The sequence below is a fragment of the Kribbella sp. NPDC004138 genome (genome assembly GCF_053603655.1).
This window is the reverse complement of the sequence record NZ_JBSGFZ010000007.1, coordinates 103,204-122,435: the sequence shown is the minus strand read 5'-3', so window position 1 is coordinate 122,435 and position 19,232 is coordinate 103,204. Positions and strand designations below refer to the sequence as shown.

Sequence of the window (19,232 nt, the reverse complement as noted above, 5' to 3'; positions counted from 1 at the left end):
TCCGAGGACCCCCGCTCCACACCCGCCTCCACCCTGGCCGCCGCCGTGGGGTGCGCGCGGGCGCGGAAATGAAGCGGGCCCGAGCTATGGAGCTCGGGCCCTTGTCAGCCGCCATGCGCCTGCGGGCGGCTGACCGCCTTCAGTAAATCAGCCGTTGGGGTGAATCACGCCTCGAGGTCGACCGTGCGCGCGGTGTCGGCCTGTACGGCGGCGCTGATGTCGTCGAGGACGGCCGGCTCGATCTTCGAGTCGACCGACAGCGCGACCAGCGCCTTGCCGCCCTTGCGGTCCCGGCTGACCTGCATGCCGGCGATGTTCACGTCGGCGTCGCCGAGGATCCGGCCGATCTGGCCGACGATGCCCGGCCGGTCCTCGTAGGTGAGGAAGGCCAGGTGCGCGGACAGCTCGACCTCCAGGTCGAACCCGTCGATCTCGACCAGCCGCTCCGACTGCCGGACGCCGACCAGCGTGCCGGACACCGACACCTGGGCGCCGTCGGCGAGCGTGCCGCGCAGCGTGATCAGGTTACGGTGCTCAGGGCTGTCGTGGTCGGTGACGAGCCGGACCTCGAGGCCCCGCTCGGCGGCCAGCAGCGGCGCGTTCACGTACGAGACGTTGTCCTCGACGACGTCCGCGAACACACCCTTGAGCGCGGCGAGCTCGAGCACCTTCACGTCGTACTGCGTGATCTCGCCGCGGACCTCGACGTCGAGCTGCTGCGCGACGCCGCCGGCCAGCGCGGTGAAGATCCGGCCGAGCTTCTCGGTCAGCGCGATACCGGGCCGGACGTCCTCGGCGATGACGCCGCCCTGGACGTTGACCGCGTCCGGCACCAGCTCGCCCGACAGCGCGAGCCGGACCGACCTCGCGACCGCGATCCCGGCCTTCTCCTGCGCCTCGTCGGTGGACGCGCCGAGGTGCGGCGTGACGACGACGTTCTCGAACTCGAACAGCGGCGAGTCCGTGCACGGCTCGGCCGCGAACACGTCCAGCCCGGCGCCGGCCACGCGCCCTTCCTTCAGAGCGGAGTAAAGCGCCTGCTCGTCGACGATGCCGCCGCGGGCCGCGTTCACGATGACGACCTCGGGCTTGACCTTGTGCAGCTGCTCGTCGCCGATCAGGCCGATGGTCTCCGGGGTCTTCGGCAGGTGCACCGAGATGAAGTCACTGGTCGCCAGCAGCTCGTCCAGGGTCGCGAGCCGGACACCCATCTGCGCGGCCCGGCCGGCCTGCACGTACGGGTCGTAGGCGATCACGTTCATGCCGAAGGCGGCCAGCCGCTGCGCGACCAGGACGCCGATCTTGCCGAGGCCGACGATGCCGACGGTCTTCTCGAACAGCTCGACACCCGAGTACTTGCTGCGCTTCCACTCGCCCTTCTTCAGCGACTCGTTCGCGGCCGGGACCCGGCGCGCGGAGGCGAGCAGCAGCGCGACCGCGAGCTCGGCGGCGCTGACGATGTTGGAGGTCGGCGCGTTCACGACCATCACCCCGGCCTGGGTGGCGGCCTTCACGTCCACGTTGTCCAGGCCGACACCGGCCCGGGCGACGACCTTCAGGCGCTTGGCGGCGGCGAGGGCCTCGGCGTCCACCTTGGTGGCGCTGCGGATCAGGATGGCGTCGACGTCGGCGATGGCCGGGAGCAGCTCGGCGCGGTCGGCGCCGTTGGTGTGCCGGATCTCGAAGTCGGGGCCGAGCGCCTCGACGGTGGCCGGGCTGAGCTCTTCGGCGATCAGGACGACGGGCCGGGTTACGTCAGTCATGGAGGAATCTCCTGCAGAAGCGGTAGGGGCTCATCAAGAACAGAGCACCGCGCTGTGCCCGCTGACTCGATGGTACCGCGTCCACGGAGCGCAGTGCGGAGCGACCCGGATGCCGGTCACTAGGCGTCGCAGGGAGGTGAGCCTCCCAACGCCTTGGTGGCGTCGATGACCAGCTTGCCACGCGACCTGACCAGGGAGAACCTGGTGTCCAGCCGGCTGCAGTTCTGGCCGCCGGCGCCCTTCGCCTCGGGCGAGTACATGACGTTGTACGCCATCCGGACCGAGGATCCGTCCGGCGCCAGGTCGGTGATTCGCGGGTTGAAGAAGTACGTGGTCTGGTGCTTGTTCCGGTCCACGGCCTCGGTCATGCCCTTGGCGTACTTCGGCGAGTACAGCGCCTGCAGCGCCGCGAAGTCCTGCTGGTTCTCCAGCGTCAGGTAGCCGGCGAGCAGCTGCCGCGCCTCCTGTGCGAGCGGCGTACCGGCGACCTGCAGCTCCGGCGCGATGGCGCCCTGCGGACCGCGGGACTGCGCACACTCCCCGAGAGTCCCGACCGTGACGCCGGACGGCGCCTGGGCGACGTACCCGCGGAGCTTGCTGAGCGCGACGATCGTGCTGGCCTGGACGGTGTCGCCGGTGACCAGGCCGACGAGTTCGCCGGACTTGCTGACGACCGGGCCGCCCAGCTTGGCCGCGTTCATGAACTGGCTCAGCGCCTCGGGGTCGGCCTCCGACCCGACCGCGTTGACGACCTGTTTGCCCGCGGCCGTGTAGCCGACCAGGGCGCGTTCGGCCTTCGGGTCGGGGTCCGCCTTCGGCAGCCGCAGGGGCGACTCGTCGAAGCCGATCGACTGCAGGATCGCGACGCCGTCCGCGCTGGTGGCGAGCAGGTTGGCGCGCCGGATCCGGCCGTCCGGCGCCATCACGACGATGGACTTCGGCTGGTCGACCGCCGAGGTGGCGGTCAGGATCCGCCCGTTGTCGATCAGGACGCCGGAGGCCTCACCGGTGCCGGCGCACGTGCTCGCGAGCACCCGGACGACGGCCGGGCCGGCCGACGCCAGCACCGCGGCGGTGTCGATACGGAGGGTCTGCTGCCGGATGTACCAGCCTGCGCCGGCTCCGCCCGCGACGATCACCAGCAGGACGACGAACCCGGCCAGGACCCGGCCGAAGATCCACGGGCGGCGCGGCTGCGGCTCGGACGGGTGGGCCGGGCGGCGCGGGGTCTCCATCTGCGTGAGCGTCCCGGCGCCTGCCGGAACCCGCCGCGGCGGTCGCGGCTGCTCGCGACCGTCCATAGGAAACCTCCCCCATCACCTGCTCACAACGAACCCCTCACTGATTGTGCCAAAGAAAAGGGCCCGGACCACCACCTGGATGGTCCGGGCCTTGCACTGCGTGTTCGTCAGCGGGCGGCGCTGCCCTCGACGTAGTCCTCGTCGTGGGACTTGACCCACGCCATCAGGCCGCGCAACTCCTTGCCGACAGCCTCGATCGGGTGCGCCTCGCTCTGCTTGCGGAACTCGGCGAACTCCGGCGCGCCGGCGTCCTGGTCGGCGATGAAGCGGGCCGCGAAGGTGCCGTCGGTGATGTCGCCGAGGACCTCCTTCATCCGGGCCTTCACCGACGCGTCGATGATCCGCGGGCCGGACACGTAGTCGCCGTACTCGGCGGTGTCGGAGACCGACCAGCGCTGCTTGGCGATGCCGCCTTCGTAGATCAGGTCGACGATCAGCTTGAGCTCGTGCAGGCACTCGAAGTACGCGACCTCGGGCTGGTAGCCGGCCTCGGTCAGCGTCTCGAAGCCGGCCTGGATCAGCGCCGACACGCCACCGCAGAGGACGGCCTGCTCACCGAACAGGTCGGTCTCGGTCTCCTCGGTGAAGGTGGTCTTGATACCTCCGGCGCGCAGGCCGCCGATGCCCTTGGCGTACGACAGCGCCAGGTCCCAGGCCTTGCCGGTGGCGTCCTGCTCGACCGCGACCAGCACCGGGACGCCGCGGCCCTCGGAGTACTCACGGCGGACCAGGTGGCCCGGGCCCTTCGGGGCGACCATGAACACGTCGACACCCGCCGGCGGCTTGATGTAGCCGAATCGGATGTTGAAGCCGTGACCGAAGACCAGCGCGTCGCCGTCGACCAGGTTCGGCTCGATGGCCTCGGTGTAGAGCTTGCGCTGGGCCGGGTCCGGCGCCAGGACGACGATCACGTCGGCCTCCTCGCAGGCCTCGGCCGGCGTGACGACCCGCAGGCCCTGGGCCTCGGCCTTGGCGCGGCTCTTCGAGCCCTCGGGCAGGCCGACGCGGACGTCGACGCCGGAGTCGCGCAGCGAAAGCGCGTGGGCGTGGCCCTGGGAGCCGTAGCCGAGGACGGCCACGTGCCGGCCCTGGATCACCGACAGGTCGGCGTTGTCGTCGTAGAACATTTCAGCAGCCACTTCGGGCACTTCTCCTTAGTGTTGATTCGGTACGGCGGCGGCACGGCCCGGCGGCGGCGCCGGTACCGGGTGCGAAGGCTGGCGATCAGCGGGTCGCGCCTGCACGTTCGGGGGTCCGGACTGGACGTGCGGCGGCGGCACCGGGACCGGTCGCAGGGTGCGGTCGGAGATGGAGCGGCTGCCCCGGCCGATCGCCACCATGCCGGACTGCACCAGCTCGCGGACGCCGAACGGTTCCAGCACCCGGAGCATGGCTTCGAGCTTCTCGGGATTGCCGGTCGCCTCGATGGTGATCGCGTCCGGTGCCACGTCGACCACCTTCGCACGGAACAGCTGGACGGTCTCCAGCACCTGTCCGCGGGTCAGGGTGTCCGCCTTGACCTTGACCAGCAGCAGTTCGCGCTGGACGGTCTGCGTGGGCTCGAGCTCGACGATCTTGATCACGTTGACGAGCTTGTTGAGCTGCTTGGTGATCTGCTCCAGAGGCTGCTCGTCCACGCTGACCGCGATGGTCATCCGGGACACCTCGGGATGCTCGGTCGGACCGACCGCGAGGGAGTCGATGTTGAACCCGCGACGCGAGATGAGCGCCGCCACGCGGGCCAGCACACCGTGCTTGTTCTCGACCAGGATCGACAGAGTGTGCTTGCTCATCAGAGTTCCTCGCTGTCCCAGGTCGGGGCCATGTCGCGGGCGATCTGGATCTCGTCGTTGCTGACGCCGGCGGCGACCATCGGCCACACCATCGCGTCGCGGTGCACCACGAAGTCAACGACCACCGGCGCGTCGTTGACCGCCATCGCCTTCTCGATGGTGGCGTCGACCGAGTCCTTGTCCGAGCAGCGCAGCCCGACGCCGCCCATCGCCTCGGCGAGCTTGGCGAAGTCCGGGATCCGGGCCGAGTGCAGGTCGGTGTTGGAGTAGCGCTTGTCGTAGAACAGCGTCTGCCACTGCCGGACCATGCCCAGCGACTGGTTGTTGATCACGGCAACCTTGATCGGGATGCCCTCGAGCGCGCAGGTGACGAGCTCCTGGTTGGTCATCTGGAAGCAGCCGTCGCCGTCGATCGCCCAGACGGTCTTGTCCGGCCGCGCGACCTTGGCGCCCATCGCGGCCGGCACCGCGTACCCCATGGTGCCGAGACCGCCGGAGTTCAGCCAGTGGCCGGGCTTCTCGAAGGGCAGGAAGTGCGCGGACCACATCTGGTGCTGGCCGACGCCCGCGGTGTAGACGGCGTCCGGTCCGGCGATCTCGCCGATCCGCTTGATCACGTGCTGCGGCGACAGCGTGCCGTCCTCGGGCTCGTCGTACCCGAGCGGGTAGCGCGCGCGGACCGCGTCGAGCTGCTTGCGCCACGCGTCGTACGACGGGGTGCGGCCGGTGTTCGCGATCTCGGTGCGCAGCGCCGCGATCAGGTCGGTGATGACCTCCTTGCAGTCGCCGACGATCGGCACGTCGGCGGCGCGGTTCTTGCCGATCTCGGCCGGGTCGATGTCGGCGTGGATGACCTTCGCCTCCGGCGCGAACGAGTCGAGCCGACCGGTCACGCGGTCGTCGAAGCGGGCCCCGAGGCAGACCAGCAGGTCGGACCGCTGCAGCGCGCCGACGGCGGACACCGAGCCGTGCATGCCGGGCATCCCGAAGTGCAGCTCGTGGGTGTCCGGCAGGGCGCCGCGGGCCATCAGCGTGGTGACAACGGGGATGCCGAGCAGCTCGGCGAGCTCCTTGAGCTCGGCGCTGGCCTGCGCACGGATCACGCCGCCGCCGACGTACAGCACGGGCTTCTCGGCCGCGGCGATCAGGCGGGCCGCCTCACGCACCTGCTTGGGGTGCGGGCGGGTCACCGGCCGGTAGCCGGGCAGCGAGAGCTCGGTCGGCCACTGGAAGTCGACGCCCTTGGTCTGCATCGCGTCCTTGGTCACGTCGACCAGCACCGGGCCGGGCCGGCCGGTGGAGGCGATGTGGAAGGCCTCGGCGATCGTGGTGGCGATCTCGTCCGGGTTGTTGACCAGGAAGTTGTGCTTGGTGATCGGCATCGTGATGCCGCGGATGTCGGCCTCCTGGAAGGCGTCGGTGCCGATCGCGGCGCTCGCGACCTGACCGGTGATCGCCACCAGCGGCACCGAGTCCATGTACGCGTCGGCGATCGGGGTGACGAGGTTCGTCGCGCCCGGTCCCGAGGTGGCCATACAGACGCCGACCTTGCCGGACGCCGCGGCGTACCCCTGGGCGGCGTGGCCGGCGCCCTGCTCGTGACGTACCAGGATGTGGCGGATCTGGGTCGAGTCGAGCATCGGGTCGTACGCCGGGAGGATCGCGCCGCCCGGGATGCCGAAGACGGTGTCGACCCCGGCATGTTCCAGTGCGCGGATCAGAGCCTGTGCCCCGGTCAGCTGCTCACTCATGAGTGCCTTCCCTCAGTCAGTCACGCTGTTGTGCCGAAAAAGCTGCGCTTTTCGCGACCGATCCATCCTCGCTCGTGGTCGTTCCCGCCGCGCTACTGGGTCGCAGATAGTCGCATTGGCAACAAAAAACCCCTTCCGCCGGGTTGGCTGAAGGGGCGCGCTCGACTCTGTGGTCGCGTCAGTCGGCGCGCCGCACAAGTACGAGGAGAATCGATCGCATGTAGGCATTATTCGCCGACAACCGGCGAGCGGGTCAAGTTGGGCTCGCTCGTATCTCAATATCTGGGACAAGCGTCTTACGATCAGCGTGTCGGTAACTTGATGCCACCGCAATGGCTCTGTGAGGTTAATCAGTCACATACTGGGGTCGCGCGCTCGAAGGTTTCCACCGCCCCCTCTCCCGATCGGAGTGACCATGCGCCTCTCGGTACGAATCCTCGTGGCGGCCGTTGCCGTCGCCCTCTGCGGATCGCTGTCACTGACCGCCGCCGCGGCCGACACCCGGACGACCATCGTCAACGCGGCCAACGGCGAGGTGGGCCAGCAGGAGACACCGCCCGGCAGCAACTGCAACCCGTACGGACCGTGCGAGGCGTGGTGCGCGCACTTCGCCACCTGGACCTGGCGGCAGGCCGGCATCCAGATCCCCAACTACGGCTTCACCGGCGACATCTACACCTGGGGCCAGGGCAAGGGCCGCACGCACGACGGCGACACCGGCATGCAGCCCGGTGACATCGTGCTCTACGGCACCAGCCCGGATGACACCGACACCAGCGTGCACACCGGCGTGGTCGTTGCCGTCGGCACCGACGGCAGGATCACCACGGTCGAGGGCAACTCGGGCAACGAGGTGCGCAAGCACGGGCCGTTCGACCCGCAGCACGCCGGGAACGCCGGCCGTCCCGCCGACATCTACGCCTGGGTCTCCGCGGTCTGATCCCCTGATCGAGCCGGTGCGGCACTCGTCCCCCGCACCGGCTCCCCAACTGCCTGGTCCGGGGGAGGACCTAGCATGCGAAAGGTGACTGACGATCCGTACGGCGACGAGCAGCTGGTGCATCTGTACGACCTGGACAACCCGCCGGGCGACGACCACGCCTACTACCGGTCACTGGCCGAGGGCACGACGAAGGTCATCGACTTCGGCTGCGGCACCGGTCTCCTCACCCGTTCCCTCGTTGCACCGGGCCGGGCGGTGATCGGCATCGACCCGAGCCCGACGATGCTCGGCTACGCACGCCGCCAGCCGGGCGCCCAGGCGGTCACCTGGATCGACGGCGACCATCACGTGGTCGAGCCGAGCGGCGATGCGGATCTCGTGGTCAGCAGCGGCAACACGATGATGCACGTCGCGGAACACCAGGCGTCGGTGACAGCGCTCGCCGCCGCGCTGCGTCCCGGTGGGATGTTCGCGTTCGAGTCGCGCAACCCGGCCGCCCGCGCGTGGGAGCAGTGGACGAGCGACGCGACGTACGGCGAGCGCGACACCGCGGCCGGGCATCTGAAGGAGTGGCTCGAGCTGATCGAGATCGCCGGCGGGCGCGTGGTGTTCGATGCCCACAACGTCTTCCCGGACGGCCACGACGCGGTCTACCGCAACGTCTTGTACTTCCGGACGGCCGAGGAGATCACGGCCGATCTGCGGCAGGCCGGGTTCACCGACGTGACGATCGAGAGCGGGTGGCACGGGCAGCCGCTGACCGCGGACGCGCCGATGCTCGTCGTCCGCGCCACGAAGTAGTCTGGGCCCACCGCGACTGGCGAGGGTGGATCACCACCAGGGAGCGAACTACAGGGCGTCGTCCGCCTGGGCGCCTCCGATCGACTCGGAGGTCCCGATGCGCCTGCGGTACGGAACGAATCCTCATCAGACGGCCGCTGTCGAGCACCCGCCGTTCACGGTGGTCGCGGGCGAACCGTCGTACATCAACATCCTCGACGCCCTGACCGGATGGCAGTTGGTGCGCGACGCCGCGCGGACGCTCGGGAGGCCGGCAGCGGCGTCGTACAAGCACGTCTCCCCCGCCGGCGCGGCACTCGGCGAGACCGTGGCGGCGGCGTACACCCGCGCCCGGGACGCCGATCCGAAGTCGTCGTACGGCGACTTCGTGGCGGTCTCGCACCCGGTCGACCTGGAGCTGGCCGGCGTGCTGAAGCGGGTCGTCTCGGACGGGATCATCGCGCCCGGGTACGACGAGGGCGTCGTCGAGATCCTGGCCGCGAAGAAGCGCGGAACCTACCTGGTGCTCGAGGTCGACCCGGAGTTCGAGCCGCCGGCCGAGGAGGTACGCGAGATCTTCGGCGCGCGGCTGACGCAGGAGCGCGACGCGCTGCCGATGCCGCGCGACCTCCCCGACGATGCCGTGCTCGGCCTGATCGTCGCCCGCTACACCCAGTCGAACACCGTGGTGATGGTGAAGGACGCGGTGGCGATCGGCATCGGCGCCGGCCAGCAGTCCCGCGTCGACTGCACCCGCCTGGCCGGTGAGAAGGCCGCGCTGTGGTGGTCACGCCGCTCGGACGAGCCCCTCACCGGCGTCACGATGGTGTCCGACGGCGTACTCCCCTTCAGCGACAACGTCGACGAGGCGCAGCGGTACGGCGTCACGCACATCGTGGAGCCCGGCGGGTCGATCCGGTCCGGCGAAGTCGCCGCGGCGTGCGCCGAGCGAGGCATCCGCCGGACCGTGACCGGTGTCCGGCTGTTCCGGCACTGATCAGGGAGCCGAGCCCACCTTCTCCCGTGGCGCCGGGGGCGCCGGCGGCGATCCGCCCTCGAGTTGGATGTCGGGCACGATCCGGTCCAGCCAGCGCGGCAGCCACCAGGCGCGCGGGCCGAGCAGCGTCATCACGGACGGGACCAGGATCATCCTGACGATGCTGGCGTCGATCAGCACGGCCACGGCCATGCCGACCGCCAGCATCTTCACCGTCGGGTCGTCGTCCTGGACGAAGCTCAGGAAGACCACGATCATGATCGCGGCCGCCGTGGTGATCACCCGCGCGGTCGCGCCGATCCCGATCGCGACCGCGCGGTGGCTGTCCCCGGTCGCGATCCAGGCCTCGTGCACCCGGGACAGCAGGAACACCTCGTAGTCCATCGAGAGCCCGAACACGATCGCGAACATCAGCATCGGCACGAACGACGGGATCGGCACCTTCTCGTCGATCCCGACCAGCGACGATCCCCAGCCCCACTGGAAGACCGCGACGATCACGCCGTACGCGGCCCCGACCGACAACAGGTTGAGAACCGCGGCCTTCACGCCGATCAGCAGCGAGCGGAACGCCACCGTCAGCAGCACGAACGCGAGCAGCACCACAGCCCCGATCAGCCACGGCATCCGGCTGCCCACCTTCTCGGTGAAGTCGACGTACCCGGCGGTGGTGCCGACGACGTACGTCGGTTCCTTCTGGCCGGGCAGCACGTCGTCACGGATCCGGTTGACCAGGTCCTCGGTGTCGGCCGACGACGGCGACGTGGTCGGGACGACGTTGATGATCGCGGTCGTCCCGGCGCTGTTCGTGCTCGGCTGCTGGACGGCGGCCACACCCGGGGTCTCCTGCAGCGTCGAAGCCAGGCCGCTGAGCACCGACTGCCTGTCGGCCGCACTGACCGACTCCAGCTGGACGACGACCGTCAGCGGACCGTTGGCTCCCGGGCCGAACCCCTGCGCGATCAGGTCGTACGCCTTCCGGCTGGAGTCCTGGGCCGGGTCGGTACCGGCGTCGAGCTGGCCGAGGTTCATCGACAGCAGCGGGATCGACAGGACGAGCAGCACCAGCGTCGCGGCGATGCCGAACGGCCACGGCCGGGCGCTCACCTTGCGGCCCCAGCGCGCGAACGCACTCCGCTCGTGCGCGGCGTCGCGGAGCTCGTGTTCCTCCGCACGATGCGCGGCGACCGCGGAATCGTCCGGGAGAGCGGCCTCGAGTTCGCGTTCCTCGGTGAGGTGGTGCCGGTCCTTGCGGTTCAGGACCCTCAGATTCGCGAGCCCCAGCAGCGCGGGGATCAGCGTCAGGGCGGCCAGCACCGTGACCGCGACCACGATCGCCGACGACAGCCCGAGCGCGCCGACGAACGGTACGCCGGACACGTACAGACCGAGGATCGCGATCACGACCGTCCCGCCGGCGACCACGATGGCCGCGCCCGAGGTGGACGCGGCGCGCCCGGCCGACTCGCGGACGCTCATCCCGTCCTCCAGCTGCTCGCGATGGCGCGACACCAGGAAGAGTCCGTAGTCGATCGCGACCCCGAGGCCGAGCAAGGTCGCGACCGTCGGCGCGGACACCGGGAACGTCTTCACCGCCGCGAGCAGACCGAGGATCGCCAGTCCGCCGCCGACGCTGAAGACCGCCGACAGCAGCGGCAGTCCGGCCGCGACGACGGACCGGAACATCAGGAACAGCAGCACCAGCGCGAGCAGGAGACCGATCGCCTCCGAGGGGAGGTCGTCGGCCTGTTTGCCGATCTGACCGGCGCCGCCGCCGTACTCGACCTGGAGGCCGGCCGCGCGGGCCGGCTCGACCGCCGCGTCGAGTTTGTCGAGGTACGAGCTGTCGAGTGCGGCCGGGACAACCGAGAACGAGACCGGCGCGTTGACGATGCTGCCGTCCTTGGAGATGTACGCCGTCTGCGAGGTCGCCAGCGGGTCGACGGCGCTGACCACGTCGGGCAGTTTCGCGACGGCGTCCATCGACGACTTGACCTGCGCGGAGTGTTCGGCCACCGTGCCGGACTTCGCGTGGAACACGATCGAGCCCGAATAGCCGCCGGCGGTGCTGAAGTCCTTGTTCAGGATGTTCAAACCAGCGGATGACTCACTGCCCGGAACCGTGTAGTTGTTGGAATACGTGCCGCCGAACGCACCTTTGAGCACGAACAGCGCGACGACGGCCACCAGCCAGCCGCCGATCACGAGCCAATGGAAGTGTGCCGCCCCGCGACCGAGGCGGTGCAGGAATGCATGCATGAGGTGCCCCTCCCCCCGGGCACCCCCCAGGCGACGGCCCAGCCGCCGGCCCCCACCCGCGAATCTAGGTCGGCCGGGACAGGGTCACAACCCCTCGGCGCCGACGGTCACAGCCTGTCCTCATCCGCTGGCGTTGAGCAGGTAGGAGCCGGAGGCAACGGCTTTGCGGACCTCGGCGGCCGTTCGGTCCGGGTCGAGCCGGGTGGTGTCGAGCGCGTGCGGCTCCAGCGCGCCGAGGTCGGCGAACGCGCCGTGCAGCCCGGTGAGGGCGTCGGCGTCGGTCAACTCGGGCTGGGGCCGGGCCTGTCCGCGCTGCAGCGTCGTCCCGAGGTCCGGGCGGAGGACGACGTACGACATCGCCCACTCCCCCGCTGCCGCGGCCGCACGGAACGGGGTGAGGAACCACGGGCCGATGACGCCGTCGACCACCACGTCGTATCCGCCGCGCGCATAGACGGCGACGGTGGCGACGATCGCCTCGACGACCACCTCGTTCTGGCGTTCCGCACCGGGCAGGTACGGCGCGACGAAGCCGGTCCGGATACCGCGGTAGAACTCGTCGGTGGTCAGGTGCATCGTGGGCCGTGGCGCGTCGGTCGCGACGAGTCGCGCCACGGTCGTCTTGCCGGAGCCGGACGGCCCGGTCAGCAGGAGGACGTTGCTCATGCCGCCCGACGCTAGCCAAGCGGCGCCCGGAAGTGCAGTCTTTTGTTTCGCGCGCCGTCAGCCGCCCGCGACGCTGGGCAGGATCAGCAGCTCGTCGCCGTCGTCGAGCGGCGTCCCCAGACCGTCGAGATCGCGGATGTTGTCGTCACCCAGGAAGATGTTGACGTGCCGGCGGATCGCCCCCTGCTCGTCGGTCAGCCGCCGGCGCAGCGGTGCGTCGAGCGCGGCGAACGCCTCGGCCACGGTCCGCGCCTCGACCTCGACGCGCTCGGCGCCGCCCGCGAACGGCCGGAGCACCGTGGGCAGCCGGACGCCGATCATCCGACCACCGCGGCGCGCACGGTCAGTACGTCGGGCAGGTGCCGGGCGACCTCGACCCAGCCGTCGCCGGCGTCGGGGCTCGCGTAGACACAGCCGTCCCGCGTGCCGACGTACACCCCGGCGGGATCGGCGGTGTCGGTGGACATCGCGTCCCGCAGCACCGGGACGTAGGAGACGTCGGGCAGTCCGGCCGCCAGCGGCTCCCAGGTGGCGCCGGCGTCCCGGGACCGGAAGACCCGGCACTGCGCCCCGGTGGGAATCCGGTTCGCGTCCGCGACCAGCGGGAACACGTACACGGTCTCGGGCTCGTGCGGGTGCACCACGATCGGGAACCCGAAGTCCGACGGCAGGCCGTCCGCGATCGACGTCCAGACCGCGCCGCCGTCGTCCGAGCGGTACACGCCGTGGTGGTTCTGCGCGAACAGCCGCTCCGGTGCGTCGGGGTGCGCGGCCAGCTTGTGGACGCACTGGCCGAACTCCGGGTACGGGTCCGGGAAGAATTTCGCCTGGATCCCCTGGTTCGCCGGGGACCAGGTCGCGCCGCCGTCGGCGGTCCGGTAGACCCCGCCGGTGGACATCGCCACACTCACCCGGTCGGGATCGGTCGGGTGCGGCACCACGGTGTGGATCGCCGCGCCGCCGAACCCGGCGCCCCACTCCGACCGGTGCGGGTGGTCCCACAGACCGCGGACCAGCTCGAACGTGACCCCGCCGTCGGTCGACTTCCACAGCGCCTGCGGCTCGGACCCGGCGTACACGACGCCCGGCTGACCTGGCGGTCCCGGCTGGATCTGCCAGACCCGCTCCAGCGACGCGTCGGCGTCCTCCGGGAACCCGATCGAGCCCTCCGGCGGCTCCGCCCAGCTCTTGCCGAGGTCGTCGGAGTGGAAGACCGCCGGCCCCCAGTGCTCGCTGGTGCCGCCGACGAACAGCCGAGGCCGGTCGCCGCGAGTGTCGATGCCCACGGCGTACACGCCCTGCATCTCGAACTCGGGCACCGGCCCGTCCAGCTGCCAGTCCTTGCGGGCAGCGTCGCTCCGGCCGATCCAGAGCCCCTTCTTGGTACCGATCAGCAGTACGGCCTCGGACATCGTCGTCCTCCTCCTAGCGTGTCCTAGCGTGTTCTAGCGTGGCGGGCCAGCCACCACGTTGATCAACGGTTCCCCGGACGCGTAGCGCTGCAACTGCGCACGCACCAGCCGCGCGACCCGCGGCGCGAACGCCGTCGAGGCGCCGCCGCGGTGCGGGTTGATCAGCACATTCGGAGCAGACCACAACGGATGTCCGGCGGGCAACGGCTCCGGGTCGGTCACGTCGAGCGCGGCCCGGATCCGGCGCGTCCCGAGCTCGGCGAGCAGCGCGTCGGTGTCGACGACGATGCCGCGGGCGACGTTCACCAGCAGGGCGCCGTCCTTCATCGAGGCCAGGAACTTGGCGTCCACCATCCGCTTGGTCTCCGGCGTCGCGGGGGTCAGCAGCACGACGACGTCGGCGCGCGGCAACAGCTCGGGCAGCTCCGCGATCGGGTGCACGCCGTCCCGCGCACTCCGGGCGACCCGGATCACGTCGCACTCGAACCCGGTCAGCCGCCGCTCGAGCGCCTCGCCGATCGCGCCGTACCCGAGGATCAGCACCGTGCGGTCGGCGAGCGAGTCGTCGACCTCGTCGTACGACCCCGGCCAGACCTGGCGCTCCTGGTCACGGACCGCACGCGGCAGGTTCCGGAACGACGCGAGGATGAGCCCGACCGCCAGCTCGGCCGTCGACGCGTCGTGCACGCCGCGCGCGTTGCACAGGGTGACGCCGTCGGCGAGCCGCGACTGCGCGTGCTCGAACCCGGCCGTCTGCAGCTGCACGACCTTCAGCGCCGGCATGTCGCGGATGACGTCGAACACGTCACCGCCGCCCATGTAGCTCGGCACATAGAACTCGACCTCGTCGAGCGACGTGGGCCGCTCGCCGCCGGCATAGAAGTCCACGTCGAACCCGTCGGGCACCCCGCCGAGGAACCCGGCGGGGTCCTCCCACGGAAGCCATGCCTTCACCACGTCAACCATGCGTTTCAACCTACTCGGGATCGTGGACAGTTTTGAACTCCGGTGCCACGGAGCGGCCGTCGTCGTACTCTGGATCGGTGCCTTCGACATCGGACAGGGCGGTGGTGGTCGCGCACGATCAGGCCGTCGGGCGGCTGCGGGAGTCGTACGAACTGATCCCGCCGGGCGAGCCCGTTCGGCTGGCCAAGCGCAGCTCGAACCTGTTCCGGCCGCGGGCCGCGGTCGACCGTCCGGGGCTGGACGTGTCGAAGCTGACCGGTGTCCTCGGCATCGACCCGGCCGCCCGCACGGCCGACGTCCAGGGCATGTGCACGTACGAGGACCTGGTCGCGGCGACCCTTCCGTACGGCCTGATGCCGATGGTGGTGCCGCAGCTGAAGACGATCACGCTCGGCGGCGCGGTCACCGGGCTCGGCATCGAGTCGTCGTCGTTCCGCGCCGGCCTCCCGCACGAGTCCGTGCTCGAGCTGGACATCCTCACCGGCGCCGGCGACGTGGTCACGGCGCGGCCTTCCGGTGAGCACGCGGACCTGTTCCGGATGTTCCCGAACTCCTACGGCACGCTCGGGTACGCCACCCGGCTGCGCATCGAGCTCGACCGCATCTCGCCGTACGTCGCGCTCCGGCACATCCGGCTCGGCCTGGACGAGCTCGCGCCGGCCATCGACGAGATCGTTGCCTCCGGCACGTACGACGGTGAGCCGGTGCACTTCGTCGACGGCGTCGCGTTCAGCCCGTCGGAGGCGTACCTCACCCTCGGACGCAACAGCGACGCCGCGATCCGCACCAGCGACTACACAGGTCAGCAGATCTATTACCGTTCGATCCAGCAGCGGCAGCGGGACTTCCTCACCGCCCACGACTACCTGTGGCGCTGGGACACCGACTGGTTCTGGTGCTCGAGGGCGTTCGGCGCGCAGCAGCCCGTCGTACGGCGGTTGTGGCCTCGCCGCTGGCGACGCAGCGACGTGTTCTACAAGATCGTCGGCTTCGAGAACCGGCACCACGTCGCCGCCCGGCTGAACCGCCGCCGCGGTCATGCGGACCGCGAGCGCGTGGTGCAGGACGTGGAGATCCCGGTCGCGCGACTGGCGGAGTTCCTGCGCTGGTTCGACGCGAACGTGGGCATGCGGCCGGTCTGGCTCTGCCCGTTGCGACTGCGCGGCGCGGCGTCCTGGCCGCTGTATCCACTGAAGCCCGGCGAGACGTACGTCAACGTCGGCTTCTGGGGCACCGTGCCGATCGCGCCGGGCGCCGCCGACGGCGACGTGAACCGGAGGATCGAGGCCGCCGTCACCGACTTCGGCGGCCACAAGTCGCTGTACTCCGACGCCTACTACGACCGTGAGACCTTCGACCGGCTCTACAACGTCGCAGCGCTGGACGAGGTGAAGAAACGCTACGACCCGGACGCCCGGCTCACCGGGCTCTACGAAAAGGCGGTGACGCGCCGATGACGACGCTCGCGACCCAGCAGGTATCGATCGCCGAAGCCCTCACGGCCGTGATTCCGGACGCTTTGCCGTTCCGGTTCTCGGCGTACGACGGCAGCGAGGCGGGTCCCTCGGACTCGCCCATTCACATGCATCTGGCCAACGAGCGCGGGCTGTCGTACATCCTGACCGCGCCCGGCGATCTCGGGATGGTCCGCGCGTACGTGATGGGCGACCTGGAGATCACCGGCGTCCACCCGGGCAACCCGTACGACCTGATGCGGATGATCCTCGATCAGTTCCACTTCCACCGGCCGAAGGCCGCCGAGGCCGTCCGGATCCTCCGCAGCCTTGGGTGGAGCCACCTGAAGCCGCCGCCTCCCCCGCCGCAGGAGCACCTGCCCAAGTGGCGGCGTACCTTCGAGGGGCTGCGGCACTCGAAGGCGCGGGACAAGTCCGCGATCCACCACCACTACGACGTGTCGAACACGTTCTACGAGTGGGTGCTCGGGCCGTCGATGACGTACACGTGCGCGGTCTACCCGACCGCGGACGCCACGCTGGAAGAGGCGCAGTTCGAGAAGTACGACCTGGTCGCGCGCAAGCTCGACCTGAAGCCGGGCATGCGGCTGCTCGACGTCGGCTGCGGGTGGGGCGGCATGGTGCGGCACGCGGCCCGCGAGTACGGCGTCACCGCGCTGGGCGTCACGCTGTCCGCGGCGCAGGCCGAATGGGCAGCGCTGGCGATCAAACGGGACGGGCTGGAGAATCGCGCCGAGGTGCGGTTCCTGGACTACCGCGACGTCCCCGAGTACGACTTCGACGCAATCAGCTCGATCGGCCTGACCGAGCACATCGGCGTCCGGAACTACCCGTCGTACTTCGGTTTCCTGCACAGCCGGCTCAAGCCCGGCGGCCGGCTGCTCAACCACTGCATCACCCGGCCGGACAACCGGTTCCGCAACACCGGCGCGTTCATCGACCGCTACATCTTCCCCGACGGCGAACTGATCGGCTCCGGCCGCATCATCACCGAGGCCCAGGACGCCGGCTTCGAGGTCCGCCACGAGGAGAACCTCCGCGAGCACTACGCCCTCACCCTCACCGCCTGGAACGAAAACCTGGTCACCCACTGGGACGAGGCCGTCGCCGAGGTCGGCCACCCCACCGCGAAGATCTGGGGCCTCTACCTAGCCGCCAGCCGAGCCGGCTTCGAACACAACACCATCCAACTCCACCAAGTCCTCGCCACAAAACCCGACCACCGCGGCAACTCCCACTTCCCGCTGAGACCTACCTGGTGAGTCATACGCCCGGCGCATCAAGTCCTGCCGGTTTCGGCGTGTGGTCTCTCGAATTGATTGCAGGTCGGGTCATTCCGGCGGTGCGGGCTGGTGGTTGTCGCTAGCTTGGGGGCAGGGCGAGTGGAGGAGACGGGCGTGCGCGGTCGGGCTGCGGTGGTGGTGGCGGCGTTGGCGTTGGTGGTGGGGTGTTCGGAGGACTCGTCGTCGGCGGCGGGTACGGCGCCGGCGACTGTCAGCTCGGGTACGGCGAGCGGGGCTGTGGGGGCGGTGAAGTTGACGGTGGCTTCGACGGTGGCGACGGGGATCGAGGTGCCGTGGGGGCTGGCGTTTCTGCCGGACAAGAGTGCGTTGGTGGCGGAGCGGGATTCGGGGAAGATCAAGCGGATCGCCGACGGGCAGGTGAGTGACGTCGGTGAGGTGGATGGCGTGAACCCGTCGTCCGAAGGTGGGTTGCTCGGGCTCGCGGTGGATCCGGGGTATCCGGGGAAGCCGTACCTCTACGCGTACTACTCGGGCGGCGACGACAACCGGATCGCGCGGATCACCTACCAGAGCGGGAAGTTGTCGGACCAGCAGGTGATCCTCGAGGGGATTCCGGCCGCGGCGATCCACAACGGCGGGCGGCTGCGGTTCGGTCCGGACGGGTTCCTGTACGCCGGGACCGGCGACGGGTCGGACCGGCCGAACTCGCAGAACGACGACTCGCTCGGCGGGAAGATCCTGCGGATCACCACCGAGGGCAAGGCCGCGCCGGGCAACCCGGACGGGCGGGTGTGGATCACCAAGGGCCACCGCAACGTCCAGGGGCTCGCGTTCGACGGCGACCAGTTGTACGGCGCGGAGTTCGGGCAGAACACCTGGGACGAGCTGAACGCCATCACCCCCGGCTCGAACTACGGCTGGCCGGCCGCGGAAGGCATCAGCCAACTCGACGGCATGACCGACCCGATCGCGCAGTGGCACACGGCCGACGCGTCGCCGTCCGGGATCGCGTTCGCCAAGGGGTACATCTTCATGGCGTCGTTGCGCGGCCAGCGGCTCTGGGCGATCCCGGTCGCGGGCGGCAAGCGGGTCGGTGAGCCGCAGGCGTTCTTCACCAACCAGTACGGGCGTTTGCGTACGGTCGAGACCGCGCCGGACGGGTCGTTGTGGGTGACCACGTCGAACACCGACGGCCGCGGCGACACCCGCGACGGCGACGACCGGATCCTGCGCGTGACGATCAGCACCTCCTGAGCAGAAGTCAACCGTTTCAGCTCTTCGGTCGTCTGGTACTTGTTGGAAGGAAACGACCTGAGGAGGAGATCGGTATGCCGACCGGCCAGGCGTCTGGCGTCCACAGCAGCGTGATCGCATCGGTGAGCAGATTCGACGATGCTCAGCGAACAGTCGAGTACCTCAGAAGCTACGGGATGACAGCGGCCAACCTGGAGATCGTCGGCGCCGGACTCCGGCAGGCCACCAGACGCAGAACCGTCCCAGCCGTGAGGCTCACCCTGGTCAGTGCCGCGCACGGCGCGCTTCTCGGCGTACTCGCGGCGGTCTTCGTCACTCTGGTGGCCGAGACGACGCTGAACGGTCTCGCCGTTGTGGTGTGGGGATTTGTGTACGGCGTACTCGTCGGGGCGCTCGGGGGGCTGTTCCGCGGGCTGGTCCGTAATCGCCCCGAAGCCGTGACCACTGAGGTCCTGCCAACCCGCTACGAGGTCCGCTGCACGGCCGAGGAACTGTCGGTCGCCCAGACCCTGCTCGCGGATGCGGCCGACGTCGACGACGGCCGAGTCGAGCGCACCGTGATCGCCGACGCCCCGCATCCGGGGCAACAGCAGCGCGACGCCGCCTGACCATCTGAGGGGTCAACCCT

General features: G+C 70.0%; 17 protein-coding genes and 1 riboswitch. Of the genes, 7 read left to right on the top strand and 10 right to left on the bottom strand.

Annotated elements, in window-relative coordinates:
• Positions 1-164: 164 nt before the first annotated feature.
• From serA to ACWEOO_RS11750, 5 genes are all read right to left on the bottom strand, one after another.
• The gene (gene serA, locus ACWEOO_RS11770; protein WP_452142917.1) at positions 165-1,763 is read right to left on the bottom strand and encodes a phosphoglycerate dehydrogenase; all 1,599 of its coding nucleotides are present in this window, start codon (positions 1,761-1,763) and stop codon (positions 165-167) included.
• 119 nt (positions 1,764-1,882) lie between these two features.
• On the bottom strand, positions 1,883-3,064 hold the full coding sequence (locus tag ACWEOO_RS11765) for a trypsin-like peptidase domain-containing protein (protein WP_452142916.1): 1,182 nt from the start codon (positions 3,062-3,064) through the stop codon (positions 1,883-1,885).
• A 107-nt stretch (positions 3,065-3,171) separates the two neighbouring features.
• A complete protein-coding gene (ilvC, locus tag ACWEOO_RS11760; protein WP_359930900.1) occupies positions 3,172-4,191 on the bottom strand; it encodes a ketol-acid reductoisomerase in 1,020 nt (339 codons plus the stop codon).
• Between the two features lie 27 nt (positions 4,192-4,218).
• Positions 4,219-4,857, bottom strand: coding sequence for an acetolactate synthase small subunit (ilvN, locus tag ACWEOO_RS11755; RefSeq protein WP_452142915.1), 639 nt, complete (start codon positions 4,855-4,857; stop codon positions 4,219-4,221).
• On the bottom strand, positions 4,857-6,608 hold the full coding sequence (locus ACWEOO_RS11750) for an acetolactate synthase large subunit (protein WP_359930422.1): 1,752 nt from the start codon (positions 6,606-6,608) through the stop codon (positions 4,857-4,859). Before ACWEOO_RS11750 ends, ilvN begins: the two co-directional genes overlap by 1 nt.
• 415 nt (positions 6,609-7,023) lie before the next feature.
• On the opposite strand from ACWEOO_RS11750, the gene ACWEOO_RS11745 reads away from it, so the two are divergent.
• From ACWEOO_RS11745 to ACWEOO_RS11735, 3 genes are all read left to right on the top strand, one after another.
• A complete protein-coding gene (locus ACWEOO_RS11745) occupies positions 7,024-7,548 on the top strand; it encodes a CHAP domain-containing protein (RefSeq protein WP_452142914.1) in 525 nt (174 codons plus the stop codon).
• Positions 7,549-7,632: 84 nt separating this feature from the next.
• Positions 7,633-8,352: a class I SAM-dependent methyltransferase gene (locus tag ACWEOO_RS11740; protein WP_452142913.1), complete on the top strand. Its 720-nt coding sequence runs from the start codon at positions 7,633-7,635 to the stop codon at positions 8,350-8,352.
• Between the two features lie 2 nt (positions 8,353-8,354).
• A riboswitch (ZMP/ZTP riboswitch) is annotated at positions 8,355-8,431 on the top strand.
• 18 nt (positions 8,432-8,449) lie between these two features.
• Positions 8,450-9,328, top strand: a complete 879-nt coding sequence (locus ACWEOO_RS11735; protein WP_452142912.1) for a 5-aminoimidazole-4-carboxamide ribonucleotide transformylase — start codon at positions 8,450-8,452, stop codon at positions 9,326-9,328.
• Here ACWEOO_RS11735 and ACWEOO_RS11730 read toward each other — a convergent pair whose 3' ends face one another.
• The 5 genes from ACWEOO_RS11730 to ACWEOO_RS11710 form a co-directional block, all read right to left on the bottom strand.
• Entirely contained in the window at positions 9,329-11,587 is a 2,259-nt protein-coding gene (locus ACWEOO_RS11730; RefSeq protein WP_452142911.1) for an MMPL family transporter, read from the bottom strand. It lies immediately after the preceding gene.
• A gap of 120 nt (positions 11,588-11,707) precedes the next feature.
• Complete coding sequence (locus ACWEOO_RS11725) at positions 11,708-12,253, bottom strand: AAA family ATPase (RefSeq protein ID WP_452142910.1); 546 nt, start codon at positions 12,251-12,253, stop codon at positions 11,708-11,710.
• Positions 12,254-12,310: 57 nt separating this feature from the next.
• Positions 12,311-12,574 carry a MoaD/ThiS family protein gene (locus ACWEOO_RS11720; protein WP_452142909.1) on the bottom strand — a complete coding sequence of 88 codons (264 nt, stop codon included), beginning with the start codon at positions 12,572-12,574 and terminating at the stop codon, positions 12,311-12,313.
• Positions 12,571-13,665, bottom strand: coding sequence for a WD40/YVTN/BNR-like repeat-containing protein (locus ACWEOO_RS11715; protein ID WP_452142908.1), 1,095 nt, complete (start codon positions 13,663-13,665; stop codon positions 12,571-12,573). Before ACWEOO_RS11715 ends, ACWEOO_RS11720 begins: the two co-directional genes overlap by 4 nt.
• 33 nt (positions 13,666-13,698) lie before the next feature.
• Positions 13,699-14,631 carry a 2-hydroxyacid dehydrogenase gene (locus tag ACWEOO_RS11710; protein WP_452142907.1) on the bottom strand — a complete coding sequence of 311 codons (933 nt, stop codon included), beginning with the start codon at positions 14,629-14,631 and terminating at the stop codon, positions 13,699-13,701.
• A gap of 77 nt (positions 14,632-14,708) precedes the next feature.
• On the opposite strand from ACWEOO_RS11710, the gene ACWEOO_RS11705 reads away from it, so the two are divergent.
• From ACWEOO_RS11705 to ACWEOO_RS11690, 4 genes are all read left to right on the top strand, one after another.
• Positions 14,709-16,088 carry an FAD-binding oxidoreductase gene (locus ACWEOO_RS11705; RefSeq protein WP_452142906.1) on the top strand — a complete coding sequence of 460 codons (1,380 nt, stop codon included), beginning with the start codon at positions 14,709-14,711 and terminating at the stop codon, positions 16,086-16,088.
• Positions 16,085-17,368, top strand: coding sequence for a class I SAM-dependent methyltransferase (locus ACWEOO_RS11700; RefSeq protein WP_452142905.1), 1,284 nt, complete (start codon positions 16,085-16,087; stop codon positions 17,366-17,368). The genes ACWEOO_RS11705 and ACWEOO_RS11700 overlap by 4 nt, the downstream gene beginning before the upstream one ends.
• Before the next feature lie 135 nt (positions 17,369-17,503).
• Positions 17,504-18,604, top strand: a complete 1,101-nt coding sequence (locus tag ACWEOO_RS11695; RefSeq protein ID WP_452142904.1) for a PQQ-dependent sugar dehydrogenase — start codon at positions 17,504-17,506, stop codon at positions 18,602-18,604.
• A gap of 248 nt (positions 18,605-18,852) precedes the next feature.
• Positions 18,853-19,212, top strand: a complete 360-nt coding sequence (locus tag ACWEOO_RS11690) for a hypothetical protein (RefSeq protein WP_452142903.1) — start codon at positions 18,853-18,855, stop codon at positions 19,210-19,212.
• Positions 19,213-19,232 lie beyond the last annotated feature (20 nt).